This window comes from Aliiruegeria lutimaris, from assembly GCF_900099935.1.
GTDB classification, from domain to species: domain Bacteria; phylum Pseudomonadota; class Alphaproteobacteria; order Rhodobacterales; family Rhodobacteraceae; genus Tropicimonas; species Tropicimonas lutimaris.
Genome location: NZ_FNEK01000019.1, coordinates 1 through 25,133, shown reverse-complemented (window position 1 = coordinate 25,133; position 25,133 = coordinate 1). Strand labels below are relative to the sequence as shown.

Annotated in this window: 21 protein-coding genes; 13 read left to right on the top strand and 8 right to left on the bottom strand. The window is 64.0% G+C overall.

From position 1 onward, the window contains the following. The first annotated feature begins 30 nt into the window (after window positions 1-30). Genes BLR85_RS10735 through BLR85_RS10720 form a run of 4 tightly spaced genes read left to right on the top strand, consistent with a single transcriptional unit; the run spans window position 31 to window position 4,299 of the window. Window positions 31-1,539, top strand: a complete 1,509-nt coding sequence (locus tag BLR85_RS10735) for a sugar ABC transporter ATP-binding protein (protein ID WP_093155298.1) — start codon at window positions 31-33, stop codon at window positions 1,537-1,539. Further along, a complete protein-coding gene (locus tag BLR85_RS10730) occupies window positions 1,536-2,585 on the top strand; it encodes an ABC transporter permease (protein WP_093155296.1) in 1,050 nt (349 codons plus the stop codon). The genes BLR85_RS10735 and BLR85_RS10730 overlap by 4 nt, the downstream gene beginning before the upstream one ends. Further along, window positions 2,582-3,574, top strand: a complete 993-nt coding sequence (gene yjfF, locus BLR85_RS10725; protein WP_093155293.1) for a galactofuranose ABC transporter, permease protein YjfF — start codon at window positions 2,582-2,584, stop codon at window positions 3,572-3,574. Before BLR85_RS10730 ends, yjfF begins: the two co-directional genes overlap by 4 nt. Continuing rightward, window positions 3,571-4,299: a FadR/GntR family transcriptional regulator gene (locus tag BLR85_RS10720; RefSeq protein ID WP_093155437.1), complete on the top strand. Its 729-nt coding sequence runs from the start codon at window positions 3,571-3,573 to the stop codon at window positions 4,297-4,299. The genes yjfF and BLR85_RS10720 overlap by 4 nt, the downstream gene beginning before the upstream one ends. A 37-nt stretch (window positions 4,300-4,336) precedes the next feature. On the opposite strand, the gene BLR85_RS10715 is transcribed toward BLR85_RS10720, so the two are convergent. From BLR85_RS10715 to BLR85_RS10695, 5 genes are all read right to left on the bottom strand, one after another. After that, window positions 4,337-5,311 (bottom strand): murein L,D-transpeptidase catalytic domain family protein, encoded by a 975-nt coding sequence (locus BLR85_RS10715; protein ID WP_244520690.1) that lies wholly within the window; start codon window positions 5,309-5,311, stop codon window positions 4,337-4,339. A 187-nt stretch (window positions 5,312-5,498) separates the two neighbouring features. Further along, window positions 5,499-6,446 (bottom strand): D-ribose ABC transporter substrate-binding protein, encoded by a 948-nt coding sequence (locus BLR85_RS10710; protein ID WP_093155290.1) that lies wholly within the window; start codon window positions 6,444-6,446, stop codon window positions 5,499-5,501. A 118-nt stretch (window positions 6,447-6,564) separates the two neighbouring features. Then, a complete protein-coding gene (locus BLR85_RS10705; protein ID WP_093155287.1) occupies window positions 6,565-7,623 on the bottom strand; it encodes an ABC transporter permease in 1,059 nt (352 codons plus the stop codon). Between the two features lie 15 nt (window positions 7,624-7,638). Further along, the gene (locus BLR85_RS10700) at window positions 7,639-9,969 is read right to left on the bottom strand and encodes a sugar-binding domain-containing protein (RefSeq protein WP_093155284.1); all 2,331 of its coding nucleotides are present in this window, start codon (window positions 9,967-9,969) and stop codon (window positions 7,639-7,641) included. Beyond that, the gene (locus tag BLR85_RS10695; RefSeq protein WP_093155278.1) at window positions 9,966-10,622 is read right to left on the bottom strand and encodes a DUF2291 family protein; all 657 of its coding nucleotides are present in this window, start codon (window positions 10,620-10,622) and stop codon (window positions 9,966-9,968) included. The genes BLR85_RS10700 and BLR85_RS10695 overlap by 4 nt, the downstream gene beginning before the upstream one ends. 476 nt (window positions 10,623-11,098) lie before the next feature. Here BLR85_RS10695 and BLR85_RS10690 point away from each other — a divergent pair, with 476 nt between their 5' ends. From BLR85_RS10690 to BLR85_RS10675, 4 genes are all read left to right on the top strand, one after another. Beyond that, the gene (locus BLR85_RS10690) at window positions 11,099-12,661 is read left to right on the top strand and encodes an FGGY-family carbohydrate kinase (protein ID WP_212635061.1); all 1,563 of its coding nucleotides are present in this window, start codon (window positions 11,099-11,101) and stop codon (window positions 12,659-12,661) included. A gap of 53 nt (window positions 12,662-12,714) precedes the next feature. Beyond that, complete coding sequence (locus tag BLR85_RS10685) at window positions 12,715-14,226, top strand: glycerol-3-phosphate dehydrogenase (protein ID WP_093155272.1); 1,512 nt, start codon at window positions 12,715-12,717, stop codon at window positions 14,224-14,226. Between the two features lies 1 nt (window position 14,227). After that, complete coding sequence (locus tag BLR85_RS10680; RefSeq protein WP_093155269.1) at window positions 14,228-15,160, top strand: sugar phosphate isomerase/epimerase family protein; 933 nt, start codon at window positions 14,228-14,230, stop codon at window positions 15,158-15,160. Between the two features lie 119 nt (window positions 15,161-15,279). Beyond that, a complete protein-coding gene (locus BLR85_RS10675) occupies window positions 15,280-16,248 on the top strand; it encodes a sugar-binding transcriptional regulator (RefSeq protein WP_212635060.1) in 969 nt (322 codons plus the stop codon). Window positions 16,249-16,321: 73 nt separating this feature from the next. On the opposite strand, the gene tal is transcribed toward BLR85_RS10675, so the two are convergent. Continuing rightward, window positions 16,322-17,269: a transaldolase gene (gene tal / locus BLR85_RS10670; protein WP_068311688.1), complete on the bottom strand. Its 948-nt coding sequence runs from the start codon at window positions 17,267-17,269 to the stop codon at window positions 16,322-16,324. Between the two features lie 367 nt (window positions 17,270-17,636). On the opposite strand from tal, the gene BLR85_RS10665 reads away from it, so the two are divergent. The 3 genes from BLR85_RS10665 to BLR85_RS10655 all read left to right on the top strand — a co-directional run bounded on the left by BLR85_RS10665 (window position 17,637) and on the right by BLR85_RS10655 (window position 21,845). Then, window positions 17,637-18,416: a DeoR/GlpR family DNA-binding transcription regulator gene (locus BLR85_RS10665; RefSeq protein WP_093155266.1), complete on the top strand. Its 780-nt coding sequence runs from the start codon at window positions 17,637-17,639 to the stop codon at window positions 18,414-18,416. 203 nt (window positions 18,417-18,619) lie between these two features. Then, a complete protein-coding gene (locus BLR85_RS10660; RefSeq protein ID WP_093155262.1) occupies window positions 18,620-20,158 on the top strand; it encodes an FGGY-family carbohydrate kinase in 1,539 nt (512 codons plus the stop codon). Then, the gene (locus tag BLR85_RS10655) at window positions 20,151-21,845 is read left to right on the top strand and encodes a glycerol-3-phosphate dehydrogenase/oxidase (protein WP_093155257.1); all 1,695 of its coding nucleotides are present in this window, start codon (window positions 20,151-20,153) and stop codon (window positions 21,843-21,845) included. The genes BLR85_RS10660 and BLR85_RS10655 overlap by 8 nt, the downstream gene beginning before the upstream one ends. 19 nt (window positions 21,846-21,864) lie before the next feature. Here the strand turns inward: BLR85_RS10655 and BLR85_RS10650 are convergent, their stop codons facing one another. After that, window positions 21,865-23,481: a GMC family oxidoreductase gene (locus tag BLR85_RS10650; protein WP_093155254.1), complete on the bottom strand. Its 1,617-nt coding sequence runs from the start codon at window positions 23,479-23,481 to the stop codon at window positions 21,865-21,867. A gap of 160 nt (window positions 23,482-23,641) precedes the next feature. Between BLR85_RS10650 and BLR85_RS10645 the strand changes: the two genes are divergently transcribed. Continuing rightward, window positions 23,642-24,550 (top strand): LysR family transcriptional regulator, encoded by a 909-nt coding sequence (locus tag BLR85_RS10645; RefSeq protein WP_093155251.1) that lies wholly within the window; start codon window positions 23,642-23,644, stop codon window positions 24,548-24,550. 13 nt (window positions 24,551-24,563) lie between these two features. Here the strand turns inward: BLR85_RS10645 and BLR85_RS10640 are convergent, their stop codons facing one another. After that, entirely contained in the window at window positions 24,564-24,812 is a 249-nt protein-coding gene (locus tag BLR85_RS10640; protein WP_093155248.1) for a M20/M25/M40 family metallo-hydrolase, read from the bottom strand. 88 nt (window positions 24,813-24,900) lie between these two features. Here BLR85_RS10640 and BLR85_RS10635 point away from each other — a divergent pair. Continuing rightward, the coding region (locus BLR85_RS10635) for a helix-turn-helix domain-containing protein (RefSeq protein WP_139188358.1) at window positions 24,901-25,133 on the top strand (233 nt) is incomplete at its 3' end.

Here is a 25,133-nt window from a genome sequence, read left to right as displayed (position 1 = left end):
GTGGCTTACTCGTGGAGGAGGGAGCAGGCCATGCGAGACCAACCGAAACCCGTGCTGCGCGCCAGGGGGATAGACAAGTTCTTTGCCGGCGCCATTGCGCTGGACAAGGTAGACCTGACCCTCTACCCCGGCGAAGTTCATGCTCTGCTCGGCGAGAACGGAGCCGGCAAATCCACTCTCATCAAGAGCCTCACAGGCGCCTACCATCGCGACGGCGGAACCATTGAGCTGGACGGCACCGAGATTAATCCGCGCGGGCCGGTCGAGAGCCAGAAACACGGCATCGGCACGGTCTACCAGGAGGTCAACCTGCTGGAAAACATGTCTGTTTCGGACAATCTCTTTCTCGGCTGGCAACCGGTGAAGCGCGGGATGCTCGATCATCGCCAGATGCACAGGCGCACCCGCGAGATCCTCAAGGGCTACGGCCTCGACATCGACCCGACCCAACTGCTGTCCTCCTATTCCATCGCCATCCAGCAGGTCGTCGCCATCGCCCGCGCCGTGGAGCTTTCCGGCAAGGTGCTGATCCTCGACGAACCCACGGCGAGCCTCGACCGCGAAGAGATCGAGCTGGTATTCTCGGTCGTGCGCAACTTGACGGCGCGCGGCATGGCGGTGGTGTTCATCACCCATTTCCTCGACCAGGTGTTCGAGATTTCCGACCGGGCCACGGTGCTGCGCAACGGCTGCGTCGTCGGCACCCGCAAATTATCGGACGTGAGCCAGGGCGACATCGTCGAGCTGATGCTCGGCCATCACCTCGAGGCCACCAAGCGCAAAGCCAGCCACGCCAGCCCGGGCGACACGATCCTGAGCCTCAAGGGCTACGGCAAACGCGGTATGATCGCCCCCTTTGACCTCGAACTGCGCAAGGGCGAAGTGGTGGGGCTGGCCGGGCTGCTCGGTTCGGGCCGCACCGAGACCTGCAAGGTGATCTTCGGCGTGGTCTCGGCCGATCATGGCCGCGCGGAGCTGCGCGGCCAACCGATCCGTCTCAACAGCCCCCGCATCGCGCTTGAGAAACGCTTCGGCCTCTGCCCGGAAGACCGCAAGACCGACGGCATCGTCGGCGATCTGTCGGTACGAGAGAACATCATCCTGTCGCTTCAGGCACGACAGGGCTGGACCCGGCCGCTGAAGCGTTCGCGGATCAACCAGATCGTCGATGAATACGTGAAGGCACTCGACATCCGGCTTGCCAGCCCCAACATGCCGATCCGCCTGCTTTCGGGCGGCAACCAGCAGAAGGCGCTGCTCGCGCGCTGGCTGGCGACGGAGCCGGACATCCTGATCCTCGACGAGCCCACGCGCGGCATCGATGTCGGCGCCCATGCCGAGATCATCTCGCTGATCGAACGCCTGCGCGAGCAGGGCATGGCGCTGATTGTCGCCTCCTCAGAAATGGAAGAACTGGTGGCCTATTCGAGCCGCGTGCTCGTGCTGCGCGACCGCCGCCAGGTCCGCGAACTGGGCGGCGAGGAGATTACCACCGAACGGATCGTGAAATCCATCAGCCAAGGGGAGAGCGCAGCATGATCGGCGCAACCTTCCGGCGCGTCCTGCCGCAACTCATCATCCTTTGCGTCGTCCTGCTGCTGAATTTCGCCGTTTTCCCGGGCTTCTTTCACATCGAGTTCCAGAACGGCCGGCTGTTCGGCAACCTGATCGACGTGCTCAACCGGGGCGCGCCGGTCGCGCTGCTCTCCATCGGCATGACGCTGGTGATCGCCACCAAGGGCATCGACCTCTCGGTCGGTGCGGTGATGGCCATAGCCGGCGCGGTCGCCGCCAGCGTGGTCACCGGCGGAGGCGGGTGGTTCACCGCCCTGATCGCGGCGCTGCTCGCCGGGCTTGCTGCCGGCCTCTGGAACGGTGTGCTGGTTGCCTTCTTCCGCGTCCAACCCATCGTCGCCACGCTGGTGTTGATGGTCGCGGGGCGCGGGGTCGCGCAACTCATCACCGAAGGCAAGATAATGACCTTCCTCAACGAGGGGCTGATCCACCTTGGCGCGGGCACGATCCTGGGCATCCCGACGCCCATCGTGATCTGGCTGGCCATGGGAACGTTGGTCACCCTCGTCGTGCGCCGCACCGCGCTCGGGATGCTGATCGAGGCCATCGGCATCAACGAGACCGCCTCGCGCCTCGCCGGCATCAACTCCCGGGTGCTGCTCGTCACCGTCTACCTTGTCTCCGGCTTCGTCGCGGCGCTCGCCGGCGTGATCGTTGCCGCCGACATCAAGGGCGCGGATGCCAACAATGCCGGGCTCTGGATGGAACTGGACGCCATCCTTGCCGTGGTCATCGGCGGCAACTCCCTGCTCGGCGGGCGGTTCTCCATCGTCGCCTCGCTGCTCGGAGCACTCATCATCCAGTCGGTGAACTCGGTCATCCTGCTCTCGGGCATGCCGCCGGAATTCAACCTCGTCATCAAGGCGCTGATCATCATCGTCATCCTCGTGATCCAGTCCCCCACCGTGAAACACAGACTCTACCTGCTCCGCGCCAAGGCGAGTTCGACCGTATCCGACGCGCCGGACGTGGCACCCAAGGCCCAACTGGCGAAGGAGACCCGGTCATGATGCGTTCGCCCCGGCTCGCGCTCTACATCACCATGGCCACCTTCGTGCTGGCCTTCCTGATCGGCGGTTCGCAATATCCCACGATGTTCTCCAGCCGCGTTGTCGCCAACCTTCTGACCGACAACGCCTTTCTTGGCCTCACGGCGGTCGGCATGACCTTCGTGATCCTGTCGGGCGGCATCGACCTCTCGGTCGGCTCGGTGATCGCCTTCTCCGGGGTCTTTCTAGCGGTGATCCTGCGCGAGACCGGGATCCATCCACTCGTGGCCTTTGCCCTGCTCCTGATGATCACCACCGCCTTCGGCGGTGCGATGGGCAGTATCATCCACTACCTCGAAATGCCGCCCTTCATCGTCACGCTCGCGGGCATGTTCCTGATGCGCGGGCTGGCCTATGTGCTCTCGACCGATTCCGTGCCGATCACGCACCCGTTCTACGACACGATCCAGGACGTGGTCTGGAAGGCGCCGGGCGGCGGCCGCTTCCGGCTGATCGGCGGCATCATGATCCTCGCCTATATCGTGGCGATGCTGGTTCTGCATCGCACCCGCTTCGGCCGCAATGTCTACGCGCTCGGCGGCAGTTCGGCCACGGCGCGGCTGATGGGGGTGCCGATCGCGCGCACCACTATCACCGTCTACGCCATCGGCGGCGGGTTGGCCGGACTCGCCGGAATCGTCTACTCGATCTACACCTCGGCCGGCTACTCGCTTGCCACCGTCGGTGTCGAGCTCGACGCCATCGCCGCCGTTGTCATCGGCGGCACACTTCTGACCGGTGGCTCCGGCTATGTCGCCGGGACTTTCTTTGGCATCCTGATTATGGGACTGATACAGACTTACATCGTGTTTGATGGCACGCTGTCGAGCTGGTGGACCAAGATCGTCATCGGAGGCCTGCTCTTCGCGTTCATCATGCTGCAAAAGGCATTGGGATGGGCGACGACCAGGGGAAGAAGGCCAGCAAGCGACTCCGCGACGCAATCATGAATTTCACCTCGCCCGGCGGCTTTGCCGAGCGGGCTCTGAACAGCACGATGCACGTGGTTGAACAGCTCGGGCTTGGCATTGTCGCCGGTGAATACCCGCAAGGCACGCTGATCCCGTTCGACCCCGACCTGGAGGAGATGTTCGGCGTCTCGCGCACCGTTATTCGCGAGGCCAAGAAGATCCTCGTCGCCAAGGGTCTGCTGGAATCCAAGGCCAAGGTCGGCACGCGGGTTCGGCCGGCGACCGATTGGAGCATGTTCGATGCCGATGTGCTGCGCTGGCACGCGTCGCTGCGCCAGTCGGGGAGTTTCCTTGACGAGTTGTTCGAGATCCGCCTGGTCTTCGAGCCGGCGGCTGCCGCGATGGTCGCCCGGCGTGCCGAGCCCGAGCAATGTTCCATCCTCGACGCCCGGGTCAAGGCGCTCTCGAAGGCCACGACACGCCGGGAGTTCATCGCCGAGGATCTCGGATTTCACACCGCCATCCTCGGCATGACCGGCAACCGGTTCATGCATTCGCTGGGCGATCTGGTGCAGACCACGTTGGTTACCGTGCTCGATCGCGAAGTGCACGCACAGACCAGTTTCCGCAGCCCGGAGGCGCTGGAACAGAACGCCGCCGATCACCGCGCCATCGTTCAGGCGATCGCCGATCATGACCCGGAGCGCGCCCATGCGGCGATGGAACATGTCATTCGCAGCGCCAAGGACAACCTCGACCCGTAAGCAGGGCCTCCGTTCGGGGGCGAAGAAAAGTTCGCCTTCACTTGCAGATCGGCAATTCCCGCTGCGGCTGCTTCGGCAGGGACCGCCGCCAGTCGTTGATGATCGGCTGGAGGGTGTTCTTGGGCCAGAATTTCGGAGCGCCAATTGCCTTGAGACATGCAGCGTTCCAATAGAGCCCGGCACGCGACAGGGACCCTCCTTTTTTCACCGCATTTGCAACCGCGTCGATATCGCCGGATTCCGGATAGATGTAGAGGGTCGTCGGGTTGCCCTCCACCAGTGCGAGAATCTCCTCGGAAACGGAGGGGGACCAGGTTGTGCAACCGTTGCTGCGGCCGCCGGTGTAGTTGACCAGCTCGCCATACGGGACATAGCCGTCCTTGTCGGCATAGGCGCTTTGCGGATTCTTGTAGCGGCACTGCCACTTCACGAAAACCGCCGGATGTCCGCCGATGGCCCGCTCCCTAGCGTTTTCCGTTTCGCCCTCGCCGTCAAACAGCAGGAAGGTGCGGTGGAATGGTCTGCGCTTGCCTGACTGGCGGACATAACCTTTGAAGGACGTCCGCGTCTCGGCGGTCACGTATGATCCGCCCATTGTCAGTTTCGACCCCTCCGCGTTGGAGAAGTTCTTCGCGCATTGCCGATCGTTGGAAAAGTCCGCGCGCCGCAATTTCCGCCCGTTGCCATAGCCTGACGAGACCGCGCGGAACGATTTCCGGGATTCGCAGATGATGAAAAAACGGCGCCCCGGCCTGCCGCCGGGATCGGTGCTCGGGCGTGTCGCGTCCTTGGCAAGGTAGCAGGGATTCGAGACCACGCCCTGCCGCAGTTTCTGCTGGTAGAGCGCGCGCGCCCTCTGCAGGATCACCGGGGCGATCTGGCCGTCGCCCGTGCCGACATGCTGTTGTAACCACGCCGGAATATCTGCGCCTTGCGAAGACGCCAGGGTTGGCAATGAACCGGTCAAAGCGCCAATGATCATGGCCGCAGCGGCGAGACGGAGTGACTTCAACAGCAACGTGCAAACCTCCTGCTAGAACATCCTCGCCCTAAGCATAGCACAAACCGCTTCGCTGAAGACGCCCTGGCTTTCGATTGCTGCCCGGTTCGGTCGCCTCCATCAAAAGGGCTCCCGGAAATGACCGGAGGCGCCCGTTCGGGCGCCTCCTGACTTGTTTTGCAGTGGTCCGCGAAGCGGATTATTCCGAGAGAACGAAGGGAGCGGTGTACTTGTCGACGTTATCCGGGGTGATCAGCAGGCAGTCGAAGAGCTGCTTTTCTTCTGCAACCATCGGCTTGCCGTTCTTGATGTAGTAATCGGCCTGCTTGACGGCTTCAGCGGAGAAGACGGCGACGGGCTGGAGAACCGAATAGGCCATCTCGCCGGCCTTGATCGCTTCCACGGCATCGGGCGAGCCGTCGAAACCACCCACGATCACGTCGCCGAGCTTGCCGGCTTCCTTCAGCGCGGCGATCGCGCCAAGGGCCATCTCGTCATTGCCGGAGATCACGGCGGTGAAGTCCGGGTTCGCCTGGATGATGGACTGCATCTTGTTGTAGCCTTGGGTCCGGTCCCAGTTGGCCACTTCCTCGGCGACCTTCTCGAGGCCCGGATACTGGCTGATCACGGTCTCGTAGCCGTTCGAGCGGGTGGCGGCGTTGTTGTCGGCCGGGTTGCCGAAGAACTCGACATACTTGGCCTCGTCGCCTACCAGATCGACCCACTGCACCGCGCCCATTGCAGCGCCCTGCGCGTTGTTGGACACCAGCTGACCGATCGCAAGACCGCTCTCGTTGATCTCGGCATTGACGAGGAAGACGGGGATGCCCGCTTCGATCGCCTTCTTGACCGCACCGATGGAGCCGTCGGCATTGGCCGGATCGAGAATGATCGCGGCGGATTTGTTGGTGATGGCGGCGTCGATCAGGTTGCTCTCGACATTGGTGTCGCCCTTGTGGGCGGAGACGTTGGCCTCGTAGCCCATTTCGATCGCGGTGGCCTTGGCGACTTCGCCTTCAGTGAACCAGTACGGGTTCGCCGGGTCTGTCACGATGATGGACATCAGGCCCTCGGCCCAGACCGAGCCGGCCATCAGGGGCAGAGCGGCGGCGGCGGCGAGCAAGGCGCGTTTGGTGACTTTAATCATTTGGGGTCCTCTCCCTCTTGGTTGCGTTGCGCCGGAATTCCGGCGGCGCTTCCCGCGCCGGGTGTCTCCTCCGACGTCCCTGGCGCGAAAACTTGTGGTATGGCGAATGGCTTGCGGCTCAGCGGCCGCCCTTTCCGCCGTACTGGATCGAGTTGAGCATAACGGCGAGCACGATGACGGCGCCGGTGAAGACGGTCTGCCAGTAGGACGAGACGCCGATGATGACGAGGCCGTCCGACAGGAAGCCGATGACGAAGGCGCCGAGCATGGTGCCGCGCACCGTACCGCGCCCGCCCATCAGCGAGGCGCCGCCAACCACGACCGCAGCGATGGCGGTGAGTTCATAGGTGAAACCCGCGGTCGGGCCCGCCGAGGTGAGCTGAGAGCTGAGCACAAGCCCGGCGATGGCGGCGCAGGCACCCGAGAGCATGTAGACGGTAATCTTGACCCGCTTGACCGGCACACCCGACAGCTCGGCGGCATTCTCGTTGCCGCCCGAGGAATAGAGCCAGCGTCCGAAGGCGCTCCGCGTGAGCATGAGACCGGTGGCGATGGCGATAACCGCCAGGATGATGACGCCGATCGGCACGCCGGCGATGCGGTTGAAGCCGAGCCAGTCGAAGCCGGTGTTTCCGAGCGAGGGATCGCCCGAGAGGTTGTTATAGGTCAGACCGTTGGTCATCAGGAGTGCGACGCCACGGGCGACATAGAGCGAGCCCAGCGTGGCGACGAAGGCGGGCACCTTGAAATAGGCGATCAGCACGCCGTTCACCGAGCCCACGAAGGCGCCGAGCGCAACGGTGAGCACCACCACCGCCCAGACCGGCGGGTAGAAGATCACCCCGGCCCATTGCAATTCCACGCCCTGAAGCAGGAAGCCCGCGAAGACGCCGGAAAGCCCGAGCACCGAGCCCACCGAGAGGTCGATACCGCCATTCAGAATGACCAGCAGCATTCCGATTGCCAGCAGGCCGAAAATGGCAACGTGGTTGGCCATGATCAGGAAGTTGCCGATCGTGGCATAGTTGGTCGAAAGCATCGAGAAGGTGATGATGATGGCGATCAGCGCGAAGAAGGCGCGGCCTTCGAGCAGCACGTGAACGATGCTGAAATTCTCGCCGAAAAGCGCTGCGGCTCCGCCGCTTGCGCGCTTCTTGTCCGTCGTGACGTCGGTCATGGTGCTTGCTCCGTTTCAGTGCACCGCGGAGGAGTCGGTGTCCCGATCCACGTCCACGATGGTGCGTGCTGTGTGTTCGTCGATGATCAATCCGCTCAGCAGGCCGCTTTCGAGAACCGCCCGGATGGCGTCCACCTTGACCCGCCCACCGGCGATGGCGACGATCCGGCGCGTGCGCAGGATGTCGAGCGGCAGCGTGAGAATGCGTGCGGTGACGTCGGTCGCAATGGGATTGCCATCCGCGTCGAAGAAATGACCGAGCGTCTCGCCCACGCCACCAGCGTCGGCGATAGCTTTCATCTCTGCAGGTTCCATCATGCCGGTGGTTACAAGCTCGGCCTCCGGAACCGTCGTTCCGATACCGGCGATCACCAGATCGCTCTTGCCAGCCAACTCATAGGCGCGCGCAACTTCCCGCTGCTGCAGCAGGACGGACCGGTCGGCCGCACTGTTGGCCATGAAGGGCACGGGCATCGCCTCGGCCTTGGCCCCGGTGATACCGGCCATGCGGTGGACAATCTCGTGCGGGTTGGCGTCGGCGTTCCGGGTAAGCCCGCCCATAAGAGAAACCAGTCTCAGGTTCGGCGCCGGCCGAGGGGGGGGGAGGTTCTCGACGCAGGCGAGTAGCGTGCGTCCGTGACCGGCGCCGATCACGAGATTCGGATTCTGGGCGATCTGCCCGCTGATAAACGCCCCGCCGGCCAACCCGAGCGGCCCAAGCGGCAACTCGTCCGGGTACAGGTCACTGACCACCTCGCAGTATTCCAGGCCGAAGGTCTCGCTCAGGTGCTGCTGGAGATCCACCTCGCCCGAGGCGGCCATGATCTGTTCCTTGGTGGCGTCGGGGCCGAACTCGGCCGAGATCTTGCCCTTGTGCATGACGATGATGCGATGCGCGATCGACAGGCACTCGTTCACCTCGGAGGTCGAGAAAAGCACCGCCAGCCCGGAGCGCGCGCCTTCCGAGAGAAGGCCGAACACCTCGGCCTTCGCGCCGATATCGATGCCGCGGGACGGCTCGTCGAGCAGGATCACGCCGGGGCCCGTTGCCAGCATCTTGCCGATCACGACCTTCTGCTGGTTGCCGCCCGAAAGCGAGCCGATGGCCGCATTGCCGCCGTCGGTCTTGATCGTGACTTCGCGGATCATCTTCTCGATGATCGCTTCCTCGGCCTTGCGCGAGGTAAACAGCCCCTTGGTGAAGGCGCCGATGCTGGCCAGCGACAGGTTGCGGCCGACGGACATGGTCTGCACCAGCCCGTCGCGCTGCCGGTCCTCCGGTGTCAGCACCAGCCCCTTTCCGATCCGCTGGGCAATGGAGAGCCCTTCGATATCTTCACCGTGCAGCTTCACCCGCCCGCTGGAGGGCTGGAGGCGCCCGGCAACACATTCCATGAGTTCGGTGCGGCCCGCGCCCATCAGCCCGTAGATGCAGACGATCTCGCCTTGGCGGACGTTGAGCGACATCCGGTCCACGACCGAGTAGCCCTTGCGGCCCGGGGCGGGCACCGAGAGGTTCTCGATCTCCAGCGCAACGGGGCCGAATTCGTAGCCATCCGGTGGTGAGCCAAGGTCGAAATTCTCGCCGACCATGTTTCGGACGATCCACTCCAGGTCGATCTCGGAGCGCGGCGCCTTGGCGGTCATGGCGCCGTCCCGCAGAACGACGGCATGATCGGTGATCTGCAACGCTTCTTCGAGGTGGTGCGAAATGTAGACGATGGAAACGCCACGGGATTTCAGGTCCCGGATGACCTTGAAGAGCACCTCGACCTCGGAAGCTGACAGCGCCGAGGTGGGCTCGTCCATGATCAGGATGCGGGCATTGACCGACAATGCGCGGGCGATCTCGACGATCTGTTGCTGGCCGAGGCGCAAATCCTCGACCGGCGTGCGCGGGTCGATTTCCTCTTCAAGCTCCCGCATCAGCGCGCGGGCCTGGCGCTCCTCCTCGGCATAATCGACACCGGAAGGACCGCGGATCTCGCGCCCCATGAAGATATTGTCGCGCACGTTCATGTTGGGCGCGAGGCTCAGCTCCTGGTGGATGATCGAGATGCCGAGATCGCGCGCCTCGACGGTCGAGCCCAGCGTGATCGTGCGGCCTTCGAGCAGCAGCTCGCCGGAGGTCGGCGGGTAGACCCCGGAAAGGACCTTCATCAGGGTCGACTTGCCAGCGCCATTCTCGCCGAAAAGCGTTGTCACCTGTCCACGATGTACGTCGAAATTCACCGCTTTTAGCGCCTTCACCGCACCCCAGGATTTCGAAACATCCCGGGCCGAAAGCACGACGTCCGATGCGGCGGGCGTTCCACCGGCGGTGTCGATCCTCGCCTGCTCGGTCATTTCTTCACCTCGAAGCGGACAGGGGTGATCAGCCAGTTCTTCGGGTTGATCAGGTTGAAGGCACCCGTGAGCGAGACCGTCTTGCCGGGCAGGTTGTCCCGGTCGAGACTTTCGAGAACCTCGGCGGCCATTGCCCGGTTGATACCCGCACCCGCGTTCTGATACTCGATCTGGTTCTTGAACTGTCCGAAGGCGATATCGCCGGGGAAGTCGCGCAGGTCCGTTCCGTTGATCGCGGGGCCGGTCTGGACCCGGACCTTGGTGCCTTCGGGCAGGCCGTCGACCTCGACGTAGAAGATGCCGGATTTCCCCTCGCCCACAATGCCGGTCAGCGTCACCGGCATCACCGCGCCGATGCTCGTCGGCGTGCCGTATTTCGCCATCGCCGCCTTCTTGTCCTCGGCCATTTCGGTGGCGAGCTGTACCGCCTCGGGCGCGCGTTCGATGACGTTGTCACGAATGCGCGGGAACTGATCCACTCCATAACGGTCAGGGTTGAAGGCTTGCTGGCGCAGGTCTTCTGCACCGCCAATGGTCACGACCTTCGTATCCAGCGCGATCGCGCCAAGGACGACAATGACCAACGCGCCGAATATCCATTTCTTCCGGTCGGGCTTCGCAGCCCTGCGCCCATTGGAATCGGTTGCCGTCATATCGAGCCGCCCTCTCCTGTTGCCGCATGCTATCCCGAACCCGAACGCTGGCGCCGGGGGCATTGGCATCGTTTCCGCAACCACCTGAAAAGGCGTTGCAAATTAATTTCCTGAAGAAGGCCATTCGCTGCATTGAGCAGCTCGGCCAGTCTCCTCCCTTTGCCTCATCCTGCCAGATTCGCGCTCCACCGCGAACCTCTGGCGAGGCGCCCGTCGACAGCCTCAACTGCCGCAGGGTGACCCAACCATAGGTGAAAATTTTTTCTCTGTCTGCAAAAAAAATCACCCAATCCAAAAAAACCGTGCTAAGACACTTGGCAGGAGAGGACAGCCGTTTCGGGTCATGCCCACTTCGTCGCCCGCCTGCGTGTTCAAGTATCGCGGGACCGACGCGGACCCCGGAATCGGTGAAGAATCGATCATGACTCGGCCGCAGATATGGGTTTGAAAGCGCCGGTCAGGGAGGAATTCGGGTGATGGTCGAAAGCGACATCATCATTGGAATCGACGCTGGCACTTCGGTCCTGAAAGCCGTCGCCTTTGATCTCTCGGGTCGCCAGATCGCGATTTCGGCGGTGCGAAATGCCTATGAGTCTGCCGAGAACGGCGCGGTCACCCAGTCGATGCCCCGCACCTGGAGCGATTGCGTCGCGGCCCTTCGTGGTCTGCAGGAAAAGATAGAGAACCTCGCCCCGCGTGTCGCCGCCATCGCCGTAACAGCCCAGGGCGACGGGACGTGGCTGGCCGGAAAGGACAACACGGCAGTCACCGATGCCTGGATCTGGCTCGACGCCCGCGCCGCTCCGACGGTTACCGCGCTCGCCGCGAAACCCACGAACCGCGCGCGGTTCGAGGCCACCGGCACCGGGCTCAACACCTGCCAGCAAGGAAGCCAGATGGCGCATATGGACCGCCACTGCCCCGAATTGCTCGATTCGGCCGAGGTGGCGCTGCACTGCAAGGACTGGCTGTTCCTGAACCTCACGGGCGTGCGGGCAACAGACCCCTCGGAGATGAGTTTCACCTTTGGCGATTTCCGCACACGGAGCTATTCCGACACGGTGATCGCGGCGCTCGGACTCGCGCATCGCAGGCACTTGCTGCCCGACGTGCTCGACGGCAGCCAGCAAACAAACCCCCTCTCGGCCGAGGCCGCCGCCCAGACCGGATTGCTCGCCGGCACGCCGGTTTCGCTGGGTTACGTGGACATGGTGATGACCGCGCTCGGTGCGGGCGTTCACACTGGTACTCCCGGCGCCGCCTGTTCGACCATCGGCTCGACCGGCGTGCACATGCGGGCCGTGACGCCCGAGGGCGTGCATCTCAATGCTGAAGGCACGGGCTATGTCATCTGCCTGCCGGTACCGAATCTCGTGACCCAGGTCCAGACCAACATGGCCGCAACGCTCAATGTCGACTGGGCGCTCTCGCTGGCAGGGGCGCTGATCTCGGAGTTTGGCCCGGAGCCGAGCCACGCAGACCTGGTCACCCGGATCGACGGCTGGATGGAGCGTTCGCGCCCAGGGCGCGTGATCTATCACCCCTATATCTCAGAGGCGGGCGAGCGCGGCCCCTTCGTCAACGCCAACGCGCGGGCGGGATTTGCCGGCTTCAACGCCAATCATCGTTTTCCCGAACTGCTGCGTGCGGTGATCGAAGGGCTCGGGATGGCGGCGCGGGATTGCTACGCGGCGATGGGCGACATGCCGAGCGAGCTCCGGATCACTGGCGGTGCTGCGCGTTCCGCGGCGCTCCGGCGCGTGCTTGCCGCCGCGCTCGACACGCCCGTGCGGGTCTCGTCACGCGAAGAAGCCGGGGCGGCGGGCTGCGCGATGATGGCGGCAGTGGCCATCGGCGCCTACGAGACGATGGACGATTGCATCGCAGAATGGACGACGCCCCTTCTGGGCGCCCCCGAGAACCCCGACCCCGCATTGGTCGGAATCTATGACAACCTCTTCGCCGCTTATCGCGACGCGCGGATCGGCCTCGAACCCGTCTGGGACGGGCTCGCCGCATTGCGCGCGCGCAGCGGTTGACAGAGCGGACGAAACGACAGGCTACGCGCAGGCGCGGCGACGGGAGAAAGCAGATGACGGATATTCCAAAGGTCGACCTCTTCGTGATCGGCGGCGGTATCAATGGCGCCGGGATCGCGCGGGATGCCGCCGGGCGAGGACTGAGCGTCGTACTCTGCGAGAAGGGCGACCTGGGCGAGGGAACCTCCTCGCGCTCGGGGAAGCTCGTCCATGGTGGGCTGCGCTACCTCGAATATTACGAGTTCCGTCTCGTCCGCGAGGCATTGATCGAACGCGAGGTCCTGATGAATGCCGCCCCGCACATCATTTGGCCGCTGCGTTTTACCCTGCCCCATTCGCCGGAAGACCGGCCCTTCTGGTTCATCCGCCTCGGTCTCTTTCTTTATGACCACCTCGGCGGGCGCAAGAAGCTTCCCGGTACCCGGCGTCTGAACATGCTGCGGGACCCGGAGGGCGCTGCGATCGTCGACAAGTATCGCCGTGGCCTGGAATACTCCGATTGCTGGGTGGACGACGCGCGGCTGGTGCTGATCAACGCCCTGGACGCGAAGGAGAAGGGTGCGACGGTTCTGACCCGCTCGCCCTGCATCTCCGCCCGCCGCGAGGGCGGCGTCTGGCGGCTGACCACGCGCGATACGATGACCGGCGAGGAGCGCGAGTTCGAAGCGAAGATGGTGATCAATGCCGCCGGCCCCTGGGTCACGGATGTCATCAACCGCGTCGCCGGCTCCAATTCCAAGCGAAATGTCCGGTTAGTGAAGGGTTCGCACATCATCGTTCCCAAGTTCTGGGACACGCATAACGCCTATCTGGTGCAGAACACCGACAAGCGGGTGATCTTCATCAACCCTTATGAGGGCGACAAGGCGCTGATCGGCACCACTGACATCTCCTATGAAGGCAATGCCGACGATGTGAAATGCGAGGAGGACGAGATCGAATACCTGATCGCGGCCTGCAACCGCTATTTCAAGGAGAAGCTAACCCGCGACGATGTTCTGGTCAGCTTCTCCGGCGTCCGCCCGCTCTTCGATGACGGCAAGGGCAACCCCTCGGCGGTCACCCGCGATTACGTCTTCGATATCGACGAGACGGGGGGCGCGCCGTTGCTGAACATCTTCGGCGGCAAGATCACAACCTATCGCGAACTCGCCGAACGCGGGCTGAAGCGGATTTCCAAGTTCTTCCCGCAGATGGGGCCGGACTGGACCGAGGGCGCGCCCATGCCCGGCGGCGACATGGAGAACGCCGATTTCGAGTCCTTCCGCAACAAGCTGAAGCAAGACTATCCCTGGATGCCAATGTCGCTCCGCCGGCACTATGCACGGGTCTACGGCACCCGGATCGCCCGGATCGTGGGCGAGGCGACCTCGGTCGAACAACTCGGGCGGCATTTCGGCGGTGATCTCTACGAGGCCGAGGCGCGCTACCTCCTCCGCGAGGAATGGGCGAAGACGGTCGAGGATGTCCTCTGGCGTCGCACCAAGCATATCCTGCATCTGAGCGAAGAGGAGCAGGCCGGTTTTGCAGAGTGGTTCGAAGCACGCCTCGCCGAGGCGGCGTAACATGGGCCTGACGCTATCGCTCAACACCAACCCGCTGGTGAACCGTTTCGCGGAGCCCGACGATCTGATCGACGCGATCGCGCGCGACATCCGGCTCCGCGACATCCAGTTGACGCATGAATTCATCAACCCGTCCTGGCCCGCTCCGGTCATCCGCCGACTGACGCGGGACATGTCCCGTGCGCTTGCCCGCACCGGTGCCCGCGTGACCTCCGGCATGACCGGCCCCTATGGCCGTCTCAACCATTTCGGCCACCCCGACCGGGACGTGCGTCGCTACTATATCGACTGGTTCAAGAGTTTCGCCGATATCACCGCCGATCTCGGCGGCAGCTCGGTCGGCACGCAATTCGCGATCTTCACCTATCGGGATTTCGACGACCCGGTACGGCGCGAGGACCTGATCCGCGTCGCCATCGACAGCTGGGCGGAAGTGGCCGAGCACGGCAAGGCGGCCGGGCTCGATTTCGTCTTCTGGGAGCCGATGAGCGTCGGTCGTGAGTTCGGCGACACGATCCAAAGCTGCTTGCAGCTGCAGGACCGGCTGAGCGCGGCGGAAATGGCGATCCCGATGTGGATGATGGCCGATATCGACCATGGCGACGTGACCTCGCCCAACCCCGACGATTACGACCCCTATGTCTGGGCCCGCACCGTGCCGAAGGTGTCGCCAATCATCCACATCAAGCAGAGCCTGATGGACAAGGGTGGCCACCGCCCCTTTACCGCCGAGTTCAACGCCAAGGGCCGGATCCAACCGGAACCCCTGCTGGCGGCTTTTGCCGATGGCGGCGCGGTGGATAACGAGATTTGCCTGGAATTGAGTTTCAAGGAACGCGAGCCGAATGACCGCGAGGTAATCCCGCAGATCGCGGAGAGCGTCGCGTTCTGGGCGCCCTATATCGACACCGGCATTCAGGACCTGCATCTCTGACGTGCCGCCTGGCGTCAGGGCCGCCAGGTTGAAGCAGGCTGAAGGATATGATGAAAGGCCCGGAGCAACGCCGTGGCCGGTAACAAGCGTTGCGCCCTGGTGGAAGGTGGCAAAGATCCATGGCCCGAGAAAAAACGATAAACGATGGTGAGCGCAGCCTGGCAATACGGGCCGCGTGGCTTCATTATATCGGCGGGCTGACACAGGCCGCGGTCGCCAAGAAGCTGGGCGTGCCGTCGGTCAAGGCGCACCGACTGATCGCCCGAGCCGTGGCCGAAGGCGCGGTGAAAGTCTCCATCGACGGCGAGATCGTCGAATGCCTCGAACTGGAGGACGCCCTGTGCCAGCGCTTCGGGCTCAGCACCTGCCGCGTCGCGCCCGATCTGAGCGAGGAAGGGGTGCCACTGCGCGCGCTCGGCCTGTCGGGCGCCGCCTTCATCCGCCGCCGGCTGGAATCGGGCGAGATCTCCACCATCGGCATCGGCCATGGCCGCACCCTCGCGGCGGCCGTCCGCAGCCTGCCACGGATCGACGCCAAGGGCATGCGCTTCGTCTCCCTGCTCGGCGGGCTCACGCGGAACTTCTCGGCCAACCCGCATGACGTGATGCACCTTCTTGCCGAAAAGACCCGCGCCCATGCCTATGTGATGCCGGTGCCGTTTTTCGCCAACACGGTCGAGGACCGCGAGGTCCTTCTGGCGCAGAAGGGGGTGTGTGACGTCTTCGCAATGGCCGAAGCGGCACCGCTGAAGCTGGTCGGCATCGGGACGGTGGACACCGATACGCAGCTCGTGGCCTCCGGGATGATCGAGCAGAGCGAGATAGAGGAAATCGCGCAGGCGGGTGGGACCGGGGAACTCCTGGGCCATTTCTTCGACGCCGAGGGAAACCGGCTCGAAACGACGCTCACCGCCCGCACGCTGTCGGTTCCCTTCCGCGAGGATGGCGAGGACAACATCGTCGCCCTTGCCGGAGGGCGCGAGAAGTTCGATGCAATCCGGGCGGTTCTGAAGAGCGGCTGGCTATCGGGGTTGATCACCGACGAAGCCACGGCCCGGGCACTTCTGGACCAGGAACCGCTCTCCTGAAACAAATGTGCCGTTCTTTTTGTGCCACGCGCCCGGCGATCAGGGTGCCGGGCGCGGGACGTACCTGATCGGATCAGGCAGACATGCGTTCGGCCACCAGCGCGATCAGCTTCTTGTGGTCGGCGTCGAAGTTGCGGATGCCTTCGGCCAGTTTCTCGGTCGCCATCGGGTCGGCGTTCATTTCCCAGCGGAAGGTCGCCTCGTCCATCGGGATCGGGGCAGCCCCGCTCGCGGTTTCCGGCGACAGCACACGCGGCAGATCCGCTTCGTCCTTGGCAAGGATGTCGAGCAGCTTCGGTGCGATCGTCAGGTTGTCGCAACCCGCAAGAGCCTTGATCTGGTCGACGCTGCGGAAGGAGGCGCCCATCACCACGGTGTCGATGCCGTTGGACTTGTAGTAGTCATAGATCTTGCGGACCGACAACACGCCCGGATCTTCGTCGGGCAGGTAGCTGTCACGCCCTTCGGCCTTCTTGTACCAGTCGGTGATACGACCCACGAAGGGCGAGATCAGGAACGCGCCGGCATCTGCGCAGGCAACCGCCTGGGCGAGCGAGAACAGCAGCGTCAGGTTGCAGTCGATCCCCTCTTTCTGAAGGATTTCCGCCGCGCGAATACCTTCCCAGGTCGAGGCCAGCTTGATCAGGATGCGTTCGCGGCCGATGCCGCGCGCCTCGTAATCGGCGATGATGGCACGCGCGCGGGCCACGGAGGCGTCCGTGTCGAAGGACAGGCAGGCATCGACCTCGGTCGAAACACGACCGGGCACCAGCTTGGTCAACTCGGCGCCCACGGCGACGGTGAGGGTTGCCGCGACCTCTTCGGCGCTCTTGCCGGCCTTCTTGCCCGCTTCGATCTCGCGGACGGTCAACTCCTCGGATGCGGGATCCTTGAGAGCGGCAAGCACGATCGACGGGTTCGTCGTGCAATCGACCGGCCCGTAAGCCTTGACGGCCGCAACATCGCCGGTGTCGGCGACCACGACGGTCATTTCACGCAATTGGTCCAACGCGTTTGTCATCTTGGCAACTCCTGTAGCGTCGTCATTCTTCGACTGGTTCCTTGGCGCGGGTTAGGTCCGCGCGCAAGGCAATTCCGAAATATTCACAGAGCCCGGACTTGGGTCCAGGAACTCTGAATGTCTCCATGCCAGTTTCGCCGGCGCCGCGCGTTCCATGGCAGGTCCGGGCGCTCTCTCGCCGCAATGTCGACATTGCAGTCGAGTCCTTCGGCATGGTCCATCCTCCATGGCGGTCTTCTACCATTCCCGCCCCAAAGTCACAATACAAAACAACACAAATCACACTTGTTATGTTATTTATGTTATGTCATACGTTCGGTTACGTAAGCGCATACAGCGCGTTGCGGGGCCTTGGGAGGGGAACCCGGTGAAACGTTACGATCGACAGCGGGCGATCATCGAGCTCCTTGTCAACAAGGGCGAGTTGACCGTGGACGATCTAGCCAATCGTTTCGTCGTCTCCAAGATGACCATTCATCGCGATCTCGACGATCTGGAAAATGAGGGGTTGCTGCGCAAGGTGCGCGGCGGGGCGACCATCGAGGCCAACACCCGGTTCGAAAGCGATTTCCGGTTCCGAGAGGGCCAGGACATCGAGGCCAAGGCCGCAATGGCGGATGCCGCGCTGACGCTGGTCGAGCCCGGCATGACGATCATGGTCAATGACGGCTCGATGGCCGCGGTACTGGGGTCCCGGCTGGCCCGGATGCGTCCACTCACGGTAATTACCAACAACGCCGCCGTGATCGACGCTTTGCGCACGGAACCGGGTATATCCCTGATCGCCTTGGGTGGTACCTATTCGGCCAAGTTCAATGCCTTTTTCGGAGCCATTACCGAAACCGCGCTGGCCGGGCTGCGCGCCGATATCGCCTTCATTTCGAGCCCGGCCGTCTCCGGGGTCGAGGCCTTTCACATGGATGACGGCGTTGTGCGGGCGAAACGGGCCATGATGGCCTCCGCCACGCGGCGCTGCCTGCTCGTCAACCACCAACGTTTCCAACGGACCGCGCTTCACAAGCTGGCGGCGCTGGACGAATTCGATTCGATCATAACGGACAGGGTCCCACCAGGCGCGGCCATGGCGGCCCTCGAAACCGCCGGGCTGGCGCTGACGGTTGCCATGGAAAGGGAGGCAGCCGAATGAGCCGATCGCAGGTCCGGAACAGTGACGGCCACGACCATGACCGTTGCCTTGTGGCCGCAACCGGCCGCGGGCACGAAACATAACGAACCTGATTTCCGCTGCTACGGGCCTTGGCCCGCGACACCGGAGATCGGAGATGGGCGGGGCGCCGTTTCCCTCGCGGCGCCCCGTTTCCACCTTCCCAGAACGAGAGAGGCATAGATATGGGACGCATTCTCGCCATCGACAGCGGATTGACCGTAACAAAGGCGGTGATCTTCGACCTCGCGGGCCGGCAACTCGGTGTCGCCCGCCGCAACGTCCCGCAACTCAAGCCCTCGCCGCGCAAGGTCGAACGCGACATGGCGGACCTCTGGCGCCACACCGCCGCAGCCATTCGCGATGTGCTGGCTACCAGCGACACCGATCCGGCAGACATCCTCTGTGTCGCCGCGACGGCGCATGGCGACGGGGTCTACGTGCTCGACAAGGCGGGCAATCCGCTCGGCGCCGGGATCCTGTCGCTCGACAGCCGGGCTATCGATGTCGTTGCCGAGTGGGAACGCGACGGGATCGACCGAAAAAGCCTGCCGCTGAGCGGCCAACCGCCGCATGTCTCCGCCCCGTCCGCTCTGCTGGCCTGGATGGCGCGCGAGGAGCCAGAGCGTTTCGCGCGCATCGGCCACGTGTTGGCCTGCAAGGATTGGCTGCGCTGCTGCCTGACGGGCACCTTCGGGACAGACCGCACCGAGGCCAGCACCTCCTTCACCGATGTCCATAGCCAGGACTATTCCGACGCGGCGCTTGAGCTGTTCGGGCTCTCCACCCTGCGCCCGGCGCTGGCCGCGATTTCACATTCCGCGGAGGTCGTTGGAACCGTCACCAGGGAAGCTGCCGAGGCAACCGGCCTCAAACCCGGAACGCCAGTGGCCGCCGGGCTGCACGATGTCACGGCTTCCGCACATGGGATCGGCGCGCATCGTACCGGCGTGGTGGGGATTGTTGCCGGGACCTATTCGATCAACGAATGCGTCTCCACCGAGCCGAATACAGACCCGCGATGGCTCTGCCGCAGCGCGGTGCAGCCGGGGCTGTGGAACAACATGTCTATGTCGCCTGCCTCGACCACGAATTACGACTGGTTCATCGACACGTTCTGCGCCGCCGAGCGCGCGAAGGCCGAGGCCGATGGGAGCAATATCCACGCCGTGCTGGCACCCGAGATCGACGCAGCGCTGCAGCGGCCCTCGCCAATCGTGTTCCATCCCTATCTCTATGGCTCGCCCTTCGGAGCCGTGCCGAGCGCGGGCTTCCTCGGCTTGCGCGGCTGGCATGAGCGCGGCGACGTGTTGGCGGCGCTGCTGGAAGGGGTTGCCTTCAACCATCGCCAGCATGTCGATGCCCTGCGCGAAGCCTTCGGCGGCAGCGAGGCCCGGCTGACGGGCGGCGCCTCCCGCAATCCGACCGTCGCGCGCCTCTTTGCCGATGTGCTCGGCATGAATGTCGTGGTGAGCGAGACCGACGAAGCCGCCGCCTGGGGCGCGGCGCTCTGTGCCGGGGCGGCCGTCGGTGCTTTCGAGAGTTTCGACGCAGACCCGCGCGATCTCGACGCCATCTCGACAACTTATTCCCCCTCGCCGGAGCGTTCGGCCGCCTACGCGGAGCGCTACACGGTCTTCCGGGAGGTTGCCGACAGCCTGCCGGCCACATGGGAGCGCCTGAACGCGCTCGAAAAATCCGGCCGTGGAGAATCCGATGCCTGACACCGCACAAGACGCCTTCGACGTTGTCATCATCGGGGCCGGGGTCAACGGGGCGGGCCTGTTCCGGGATCTCTGCGCGCAGGGGCTGCGCTGTCTGATCGTCGACAAGGGGGATTACGGCTCCGGGACGAGCGCCGCGCCATCGCGGTTGATCCATGGCGGGTTGAAATATCTCGAAACCGGCGAGCTACGGCTCGTCGCGGAATCGACCTACGAGCGCAACCTGTTGCTGCGCAACGCGCCGCATCTGGTGAAAGCGCTGCCGACGATGATCCCGATCTATTCGTGGACCAAAGGGGTGTGGGCCGCGCTGCGCACGTTACTCGGCTCCACCACGGCGCCGCGCAGCCGGGGCGCCCTGCTCATCAAGACCGGGCTGACGATGTATGATTTCTACGGCGCGAGGGCCCGGGTGATGCCGCGCCACGGGATGGTCGGCCGGAAGAAGGCGCTTGCGGATGTGCCCGCCCTGACGCCCCGGATCGTCGCCCTTGGAACCTATTACGACGCCATGGTCGAGGCGCCCGAGCGGCTCATCCTCGAATTGGTAAAGGACGGGGTGGCCCTGTCCCCCGGCTCGGAAGCGCTGAACTGGACCGCTGTTTCCGGCCTGCGGGACGGCGCGCTGGAATTCACGCTGGCTGATGGGCAGGCCCGCAGTGTCACCGCGCGGAACGTGGTCAATGCCGCTGGTCCCTGGATCGACCGGGTCAATGCCGTGCTTGGTATCAAGACAAAGCTGATCGGCGGCACCAAGGGGTCGCATATCCTGCTCGATCACCCCGCGCTGCTGGAACAGCTGAACGGGCGGATGATCTATTTCGAAGCCGATGATGGCCGGATCCTGCTTGTCTTCCCCTATCGCGGCAAGGCGCTGGTCGGCTCAACCGACATTCCGGCCGAAAATCCCGACGATGTGACCTGCACCGAAGACGAGATCGCTTATTTCATGGCGAGCCTGCGCGAACTTCTGCCCGGCCTGCAATTTGACCCTGGCCAAATCGTCTATGCCTATGCAGGCATCCGGCCATTGCCGAACTCGGAAGGCGTCGATCCCGGCCTGATCAGCCGCGACCACTCCGCGCCGGTCGCCGCACCCACCGAAGGCCGGCCATTTCCGGTGACCTCGCTTGTCGGCGGGAAATGGACAACGTTCCGGGCCTTTTCGGCGGAGATCGCGGACAAGGTGCTGGAGGGCCTCGGCGAGACCCGCAAGCAGTCAACCGACGAGATGCCCATCGGCGGCGGGCGGGACATGCCGCAGGCGGCAAGCGCGCGTGAGGACTGGTTAGCTGAACTGGCGAGGGTTTCCGGCGCCGCGCCGGATCGGCTCGCCACGCTGCTGGATCGCTACGGCACGACCGCGCGCCCGATCGCCCTCGCGGAAGGCGCCGCCCCGGTTTTTCTCGACACGGAGGAAGCGTTCAGCCGGGCGGAGATCGACTGGATCGCGCGGAACGAACATGTTGTGCACCTTGAGGATATCGTGCTGCGCCGGACGCCACTTGCCATCACCGGCCAGGTCGACCGAACCGTTTGCGAGGAACTCTGCGAGATAGCGGCCCAGGCGCTTGGCTGGACCGAAGCCCGTCAGGCCGAGGAACTCGAAGCCCTCCTTGCGGTTTTGGCCAGGCGCCACGGCGTTTACCTGTCTCGGGCGGCGGAAGTGAAAAGCACCCGGTCCTGAAATCCGCAAGCGCGGACAGTCACGCCATTGCGGCGGTTCGGCTTGCCTTGATCATGTCGGCGGCCTTCTCGGCGATCATGATCGTGGGTGCGTTCGTGTTGCCCGACGTGATCCGCGGCATGACCGAGGCATCGACAATGCGCAGCCCGGTGACCCCGTTGACCCGCAGGCTCTCATCCACGATCGCTTCCGGATCGCTGCCCATCCGGGCGGTTCCGACCGGGTGAAAAATCGTCGAGGCAATCCGGCCTGCGCCCTCGGCCAGTTCCGCATCGGTCTGGAATTGCGGGCCGGGTTTGAACTCCTTGGGGGCGTATTGCGACAAGGGTTGCTGCGCCATGATCTCCCGCGTCAGGCGGATCGCCTTCGCGGCAACGAGGCGGTCACCTTCGGTCGACAGGTAGTTTGGCTGGATCTCGGGGTGCATCATCGGGTCCGGCGAGGTGATCCGCACATGGCCCCGGCTTTCGGGCCGCAGGTAACACACGCTCGCCGTGATGGCCGGGAAATCATGCGGCGCCTGCCCGAAGGCTTCGAGCGTGACCGGCTGGACGTGGTATTCGAGATCCGGTGTTGCGATATCGGGCGAGGAATAGGCGAAGGCACCCAACTGGCTCGGCGCCATCGACATCGGCCCGGACCGGGTCAGCAGGTATTCCAGCCCGATCCGCGCCTTGCCCAGCAGCGTGGCCGCCATGGTGTTGAGCGTCAGCGCGTTCTGGACCTTGTAGGCACAGCGGATCTGAAGATGGTCCTGCAAATTCGCGCCGACACCGGGTTGATCATGCAAGACCTCGATCCCCTTCTCTTGCAGAAGCGCTCCCGGACCGATTCCGGAGAGTTGAAGGATCTGGGGCGAGCCGATCGATCCGGAGGCAAGGATCACCTCTCCCCCAGCCCGTACCGTGGCAAGCTGGCCGTCGCGCCGGAACCGCACCCCGACCGCCCGCCGGCCCTCAAAGATCAGCCGCTCGGCCTGTGACTTGGTCATCACCGTCAGGTTTGGCCGCGAGCGCGCGGGCTTCAGGAACCCCTTGGCGGTGCTCCACCGCCAGCCCTTCCGCTGGTTCACCTTGAAATAGCCGACACCGAAATTGTCGCCACGGTTGAAATCCGCCGTCTCCGGGATACCGGCGGCGATCGCGGCGGCCTTCCACGCATCGAGAATATCCCAATGAAGCCGCTGCTCTTCGACGCGAAATTCCCCGCCGACACCATGCGCCTCGTCGGCTCCGGCGTAGTAATCTTCGGACTTGATGAAATAGGGCAGGACATCGTCCCATCCCCATCCGGCCAGCCCCGTCTGCCGCCACCCGTCATAATCGGCTGCCTGCCCGCGCAGGTAGAGCATTCCGTTGATGGAAGAACACCCGCCGAGCAGCCGCCCGCGAGGATAGATCAGCGACCGCCCGAGAAGCCCGTCGCAGGCCGCGGTCTGGTAACCCCAATCCGTTCGAGGATTTCCGATGCAATAGAGGTAGCCCACGGGGATATGCACCCAGTGGTACCGGTCGTTGCCGCCCGCTTCGAGCAGCAGGACGCGCGTCTCCGGGTTCTCGCTCAACCGGTTGGCCAGAACGCATCCGGCGCTGCCCGCACCAACGATCACATAGTCGAAACTGCCGAAATCCTGCATCGTCGCCTCCCCGCGTCCAACCTGCACAAAGCCGGGGCACCCCGGTTTCCAATCATTTGAACCGGGGGGAGGATCACTGGAAACTCCCGAATCTGCACAATTACTGTCTGTTTTCGTTCAAGCGCCCCTTGCGCTATCAAGGGCAGCAGGGAGGACGCCCATGACCGATCGCTTCGATTGGAACGATATTCAGTACTTTCTGGAGACCGCGCGGTCCGGCCGGATCAGCCGCGCGGCAAAGCGTCTGGGCGTCAGCCACACCACCGTATCCCGCCATCTCCAGCAACTCGAACAGCGCCTGCATAACCGCCTGCTCGACCCGGAGGCCGATGGCTACGTCCCGACGGAGGCGGGCAGCGCCCTTGTTCCGCTGGCCGAAAAGATGGAGGCCTGCGCCGCGGAAATCCTCGAGCGGCTGCAACGGCCCGGGGATCTGTCGGGGCGAGTGCGGATCGGTGCCCCCGACGGATTCGGCAATGCCGTGCTCTCGCGCATATTGCCGGAGCTTGCCATCGCCGAGCCATCGCTCGAGATCGAGTTGGTCCCGGTCCCGTCGACGCACAAGCTGTGGAACCGAGATGTCGATATCGCGATCAGCCTCGAGCGACCGCAATCGGGGCGGCTGGTGATGCAGAAACTGACCGATTACGAATTACGTCTCTACGGCGCGCCGGGACTGATGGCGCGAATGGGTTGGCCCGACAGCCGGGCGGACCTGCCGCGATACCCGTTCGTGGGCTATATCGACGAGCTGCTCTACACCGCCGAGCTGGATTTCAACCGCCTCGTCCACCCCGAGATCCACCCCATCTACAAGGCGGCCACCGTTCAGGCGCAGGTCGACGCCGTTCAGGGCGGCGCCGGGCTGGGGGTACTGCCTTGTTTCATGACGGGGACCACGGATCTGGTCCCGGTGATGCCGGACGAGGTCCGGTTCACACGTGCCTACTGGATCCTGTTTTCCGAAGACGATCGCGAGATTTCGCGCATCCGGCACGTCGCCGCGTTTATTCGCGAGGCAACGCTGGCCCGACAACCAGAATTCCGCTTCACGCCGCCTGCCAAGTAACTGGCTCGCGGCCTCAACTCACCAAAACATCCAGCAGGGCCGCGCATCTTGCCAGTTCGGATCGGGCAATGGACTCGTTGGGCTGATGCCCGTCGGCCATGCTGCCGGGGCCGCAAACGACCGTCGGCAGGCCGAGCCCCGCGAAATAGCCCGCCTCGGTTCCGTAGGACACCTTGACCGGGGCCGGTTCGTCCAGGTGGTGGGCCAGCGCCGCAATCGCGGGATGGGCAGGATCGGCGTCGAGGCCCGGATAGCCGTTCACTAGAGCGTGTCGCGGCCTATCTGATTCAGGCTTCCCAGATTGGTTGTGATGTGATTCCCTTCTGTTGAGGCAGATATAGGGGTCTCAGATGGGCAAACCACATCCAATAGAGCTACGCGAGCGCGTCGTCGCTTTTGTCGATGAAGGTCACGGGCACCGCGAGGCGGCGCGGCACTTCCGGGTTTCGCCGAGATTTGTGAACGATCTGATTAAGCTGCGGCGGGAAACCGGATCACTGACACCACGACCGCAAGGTAACGGAGGTGGTCACCGCAAACTGGCCGGCGTGACCGGCTGGATTGAGGCGCGCATCGCCGACAA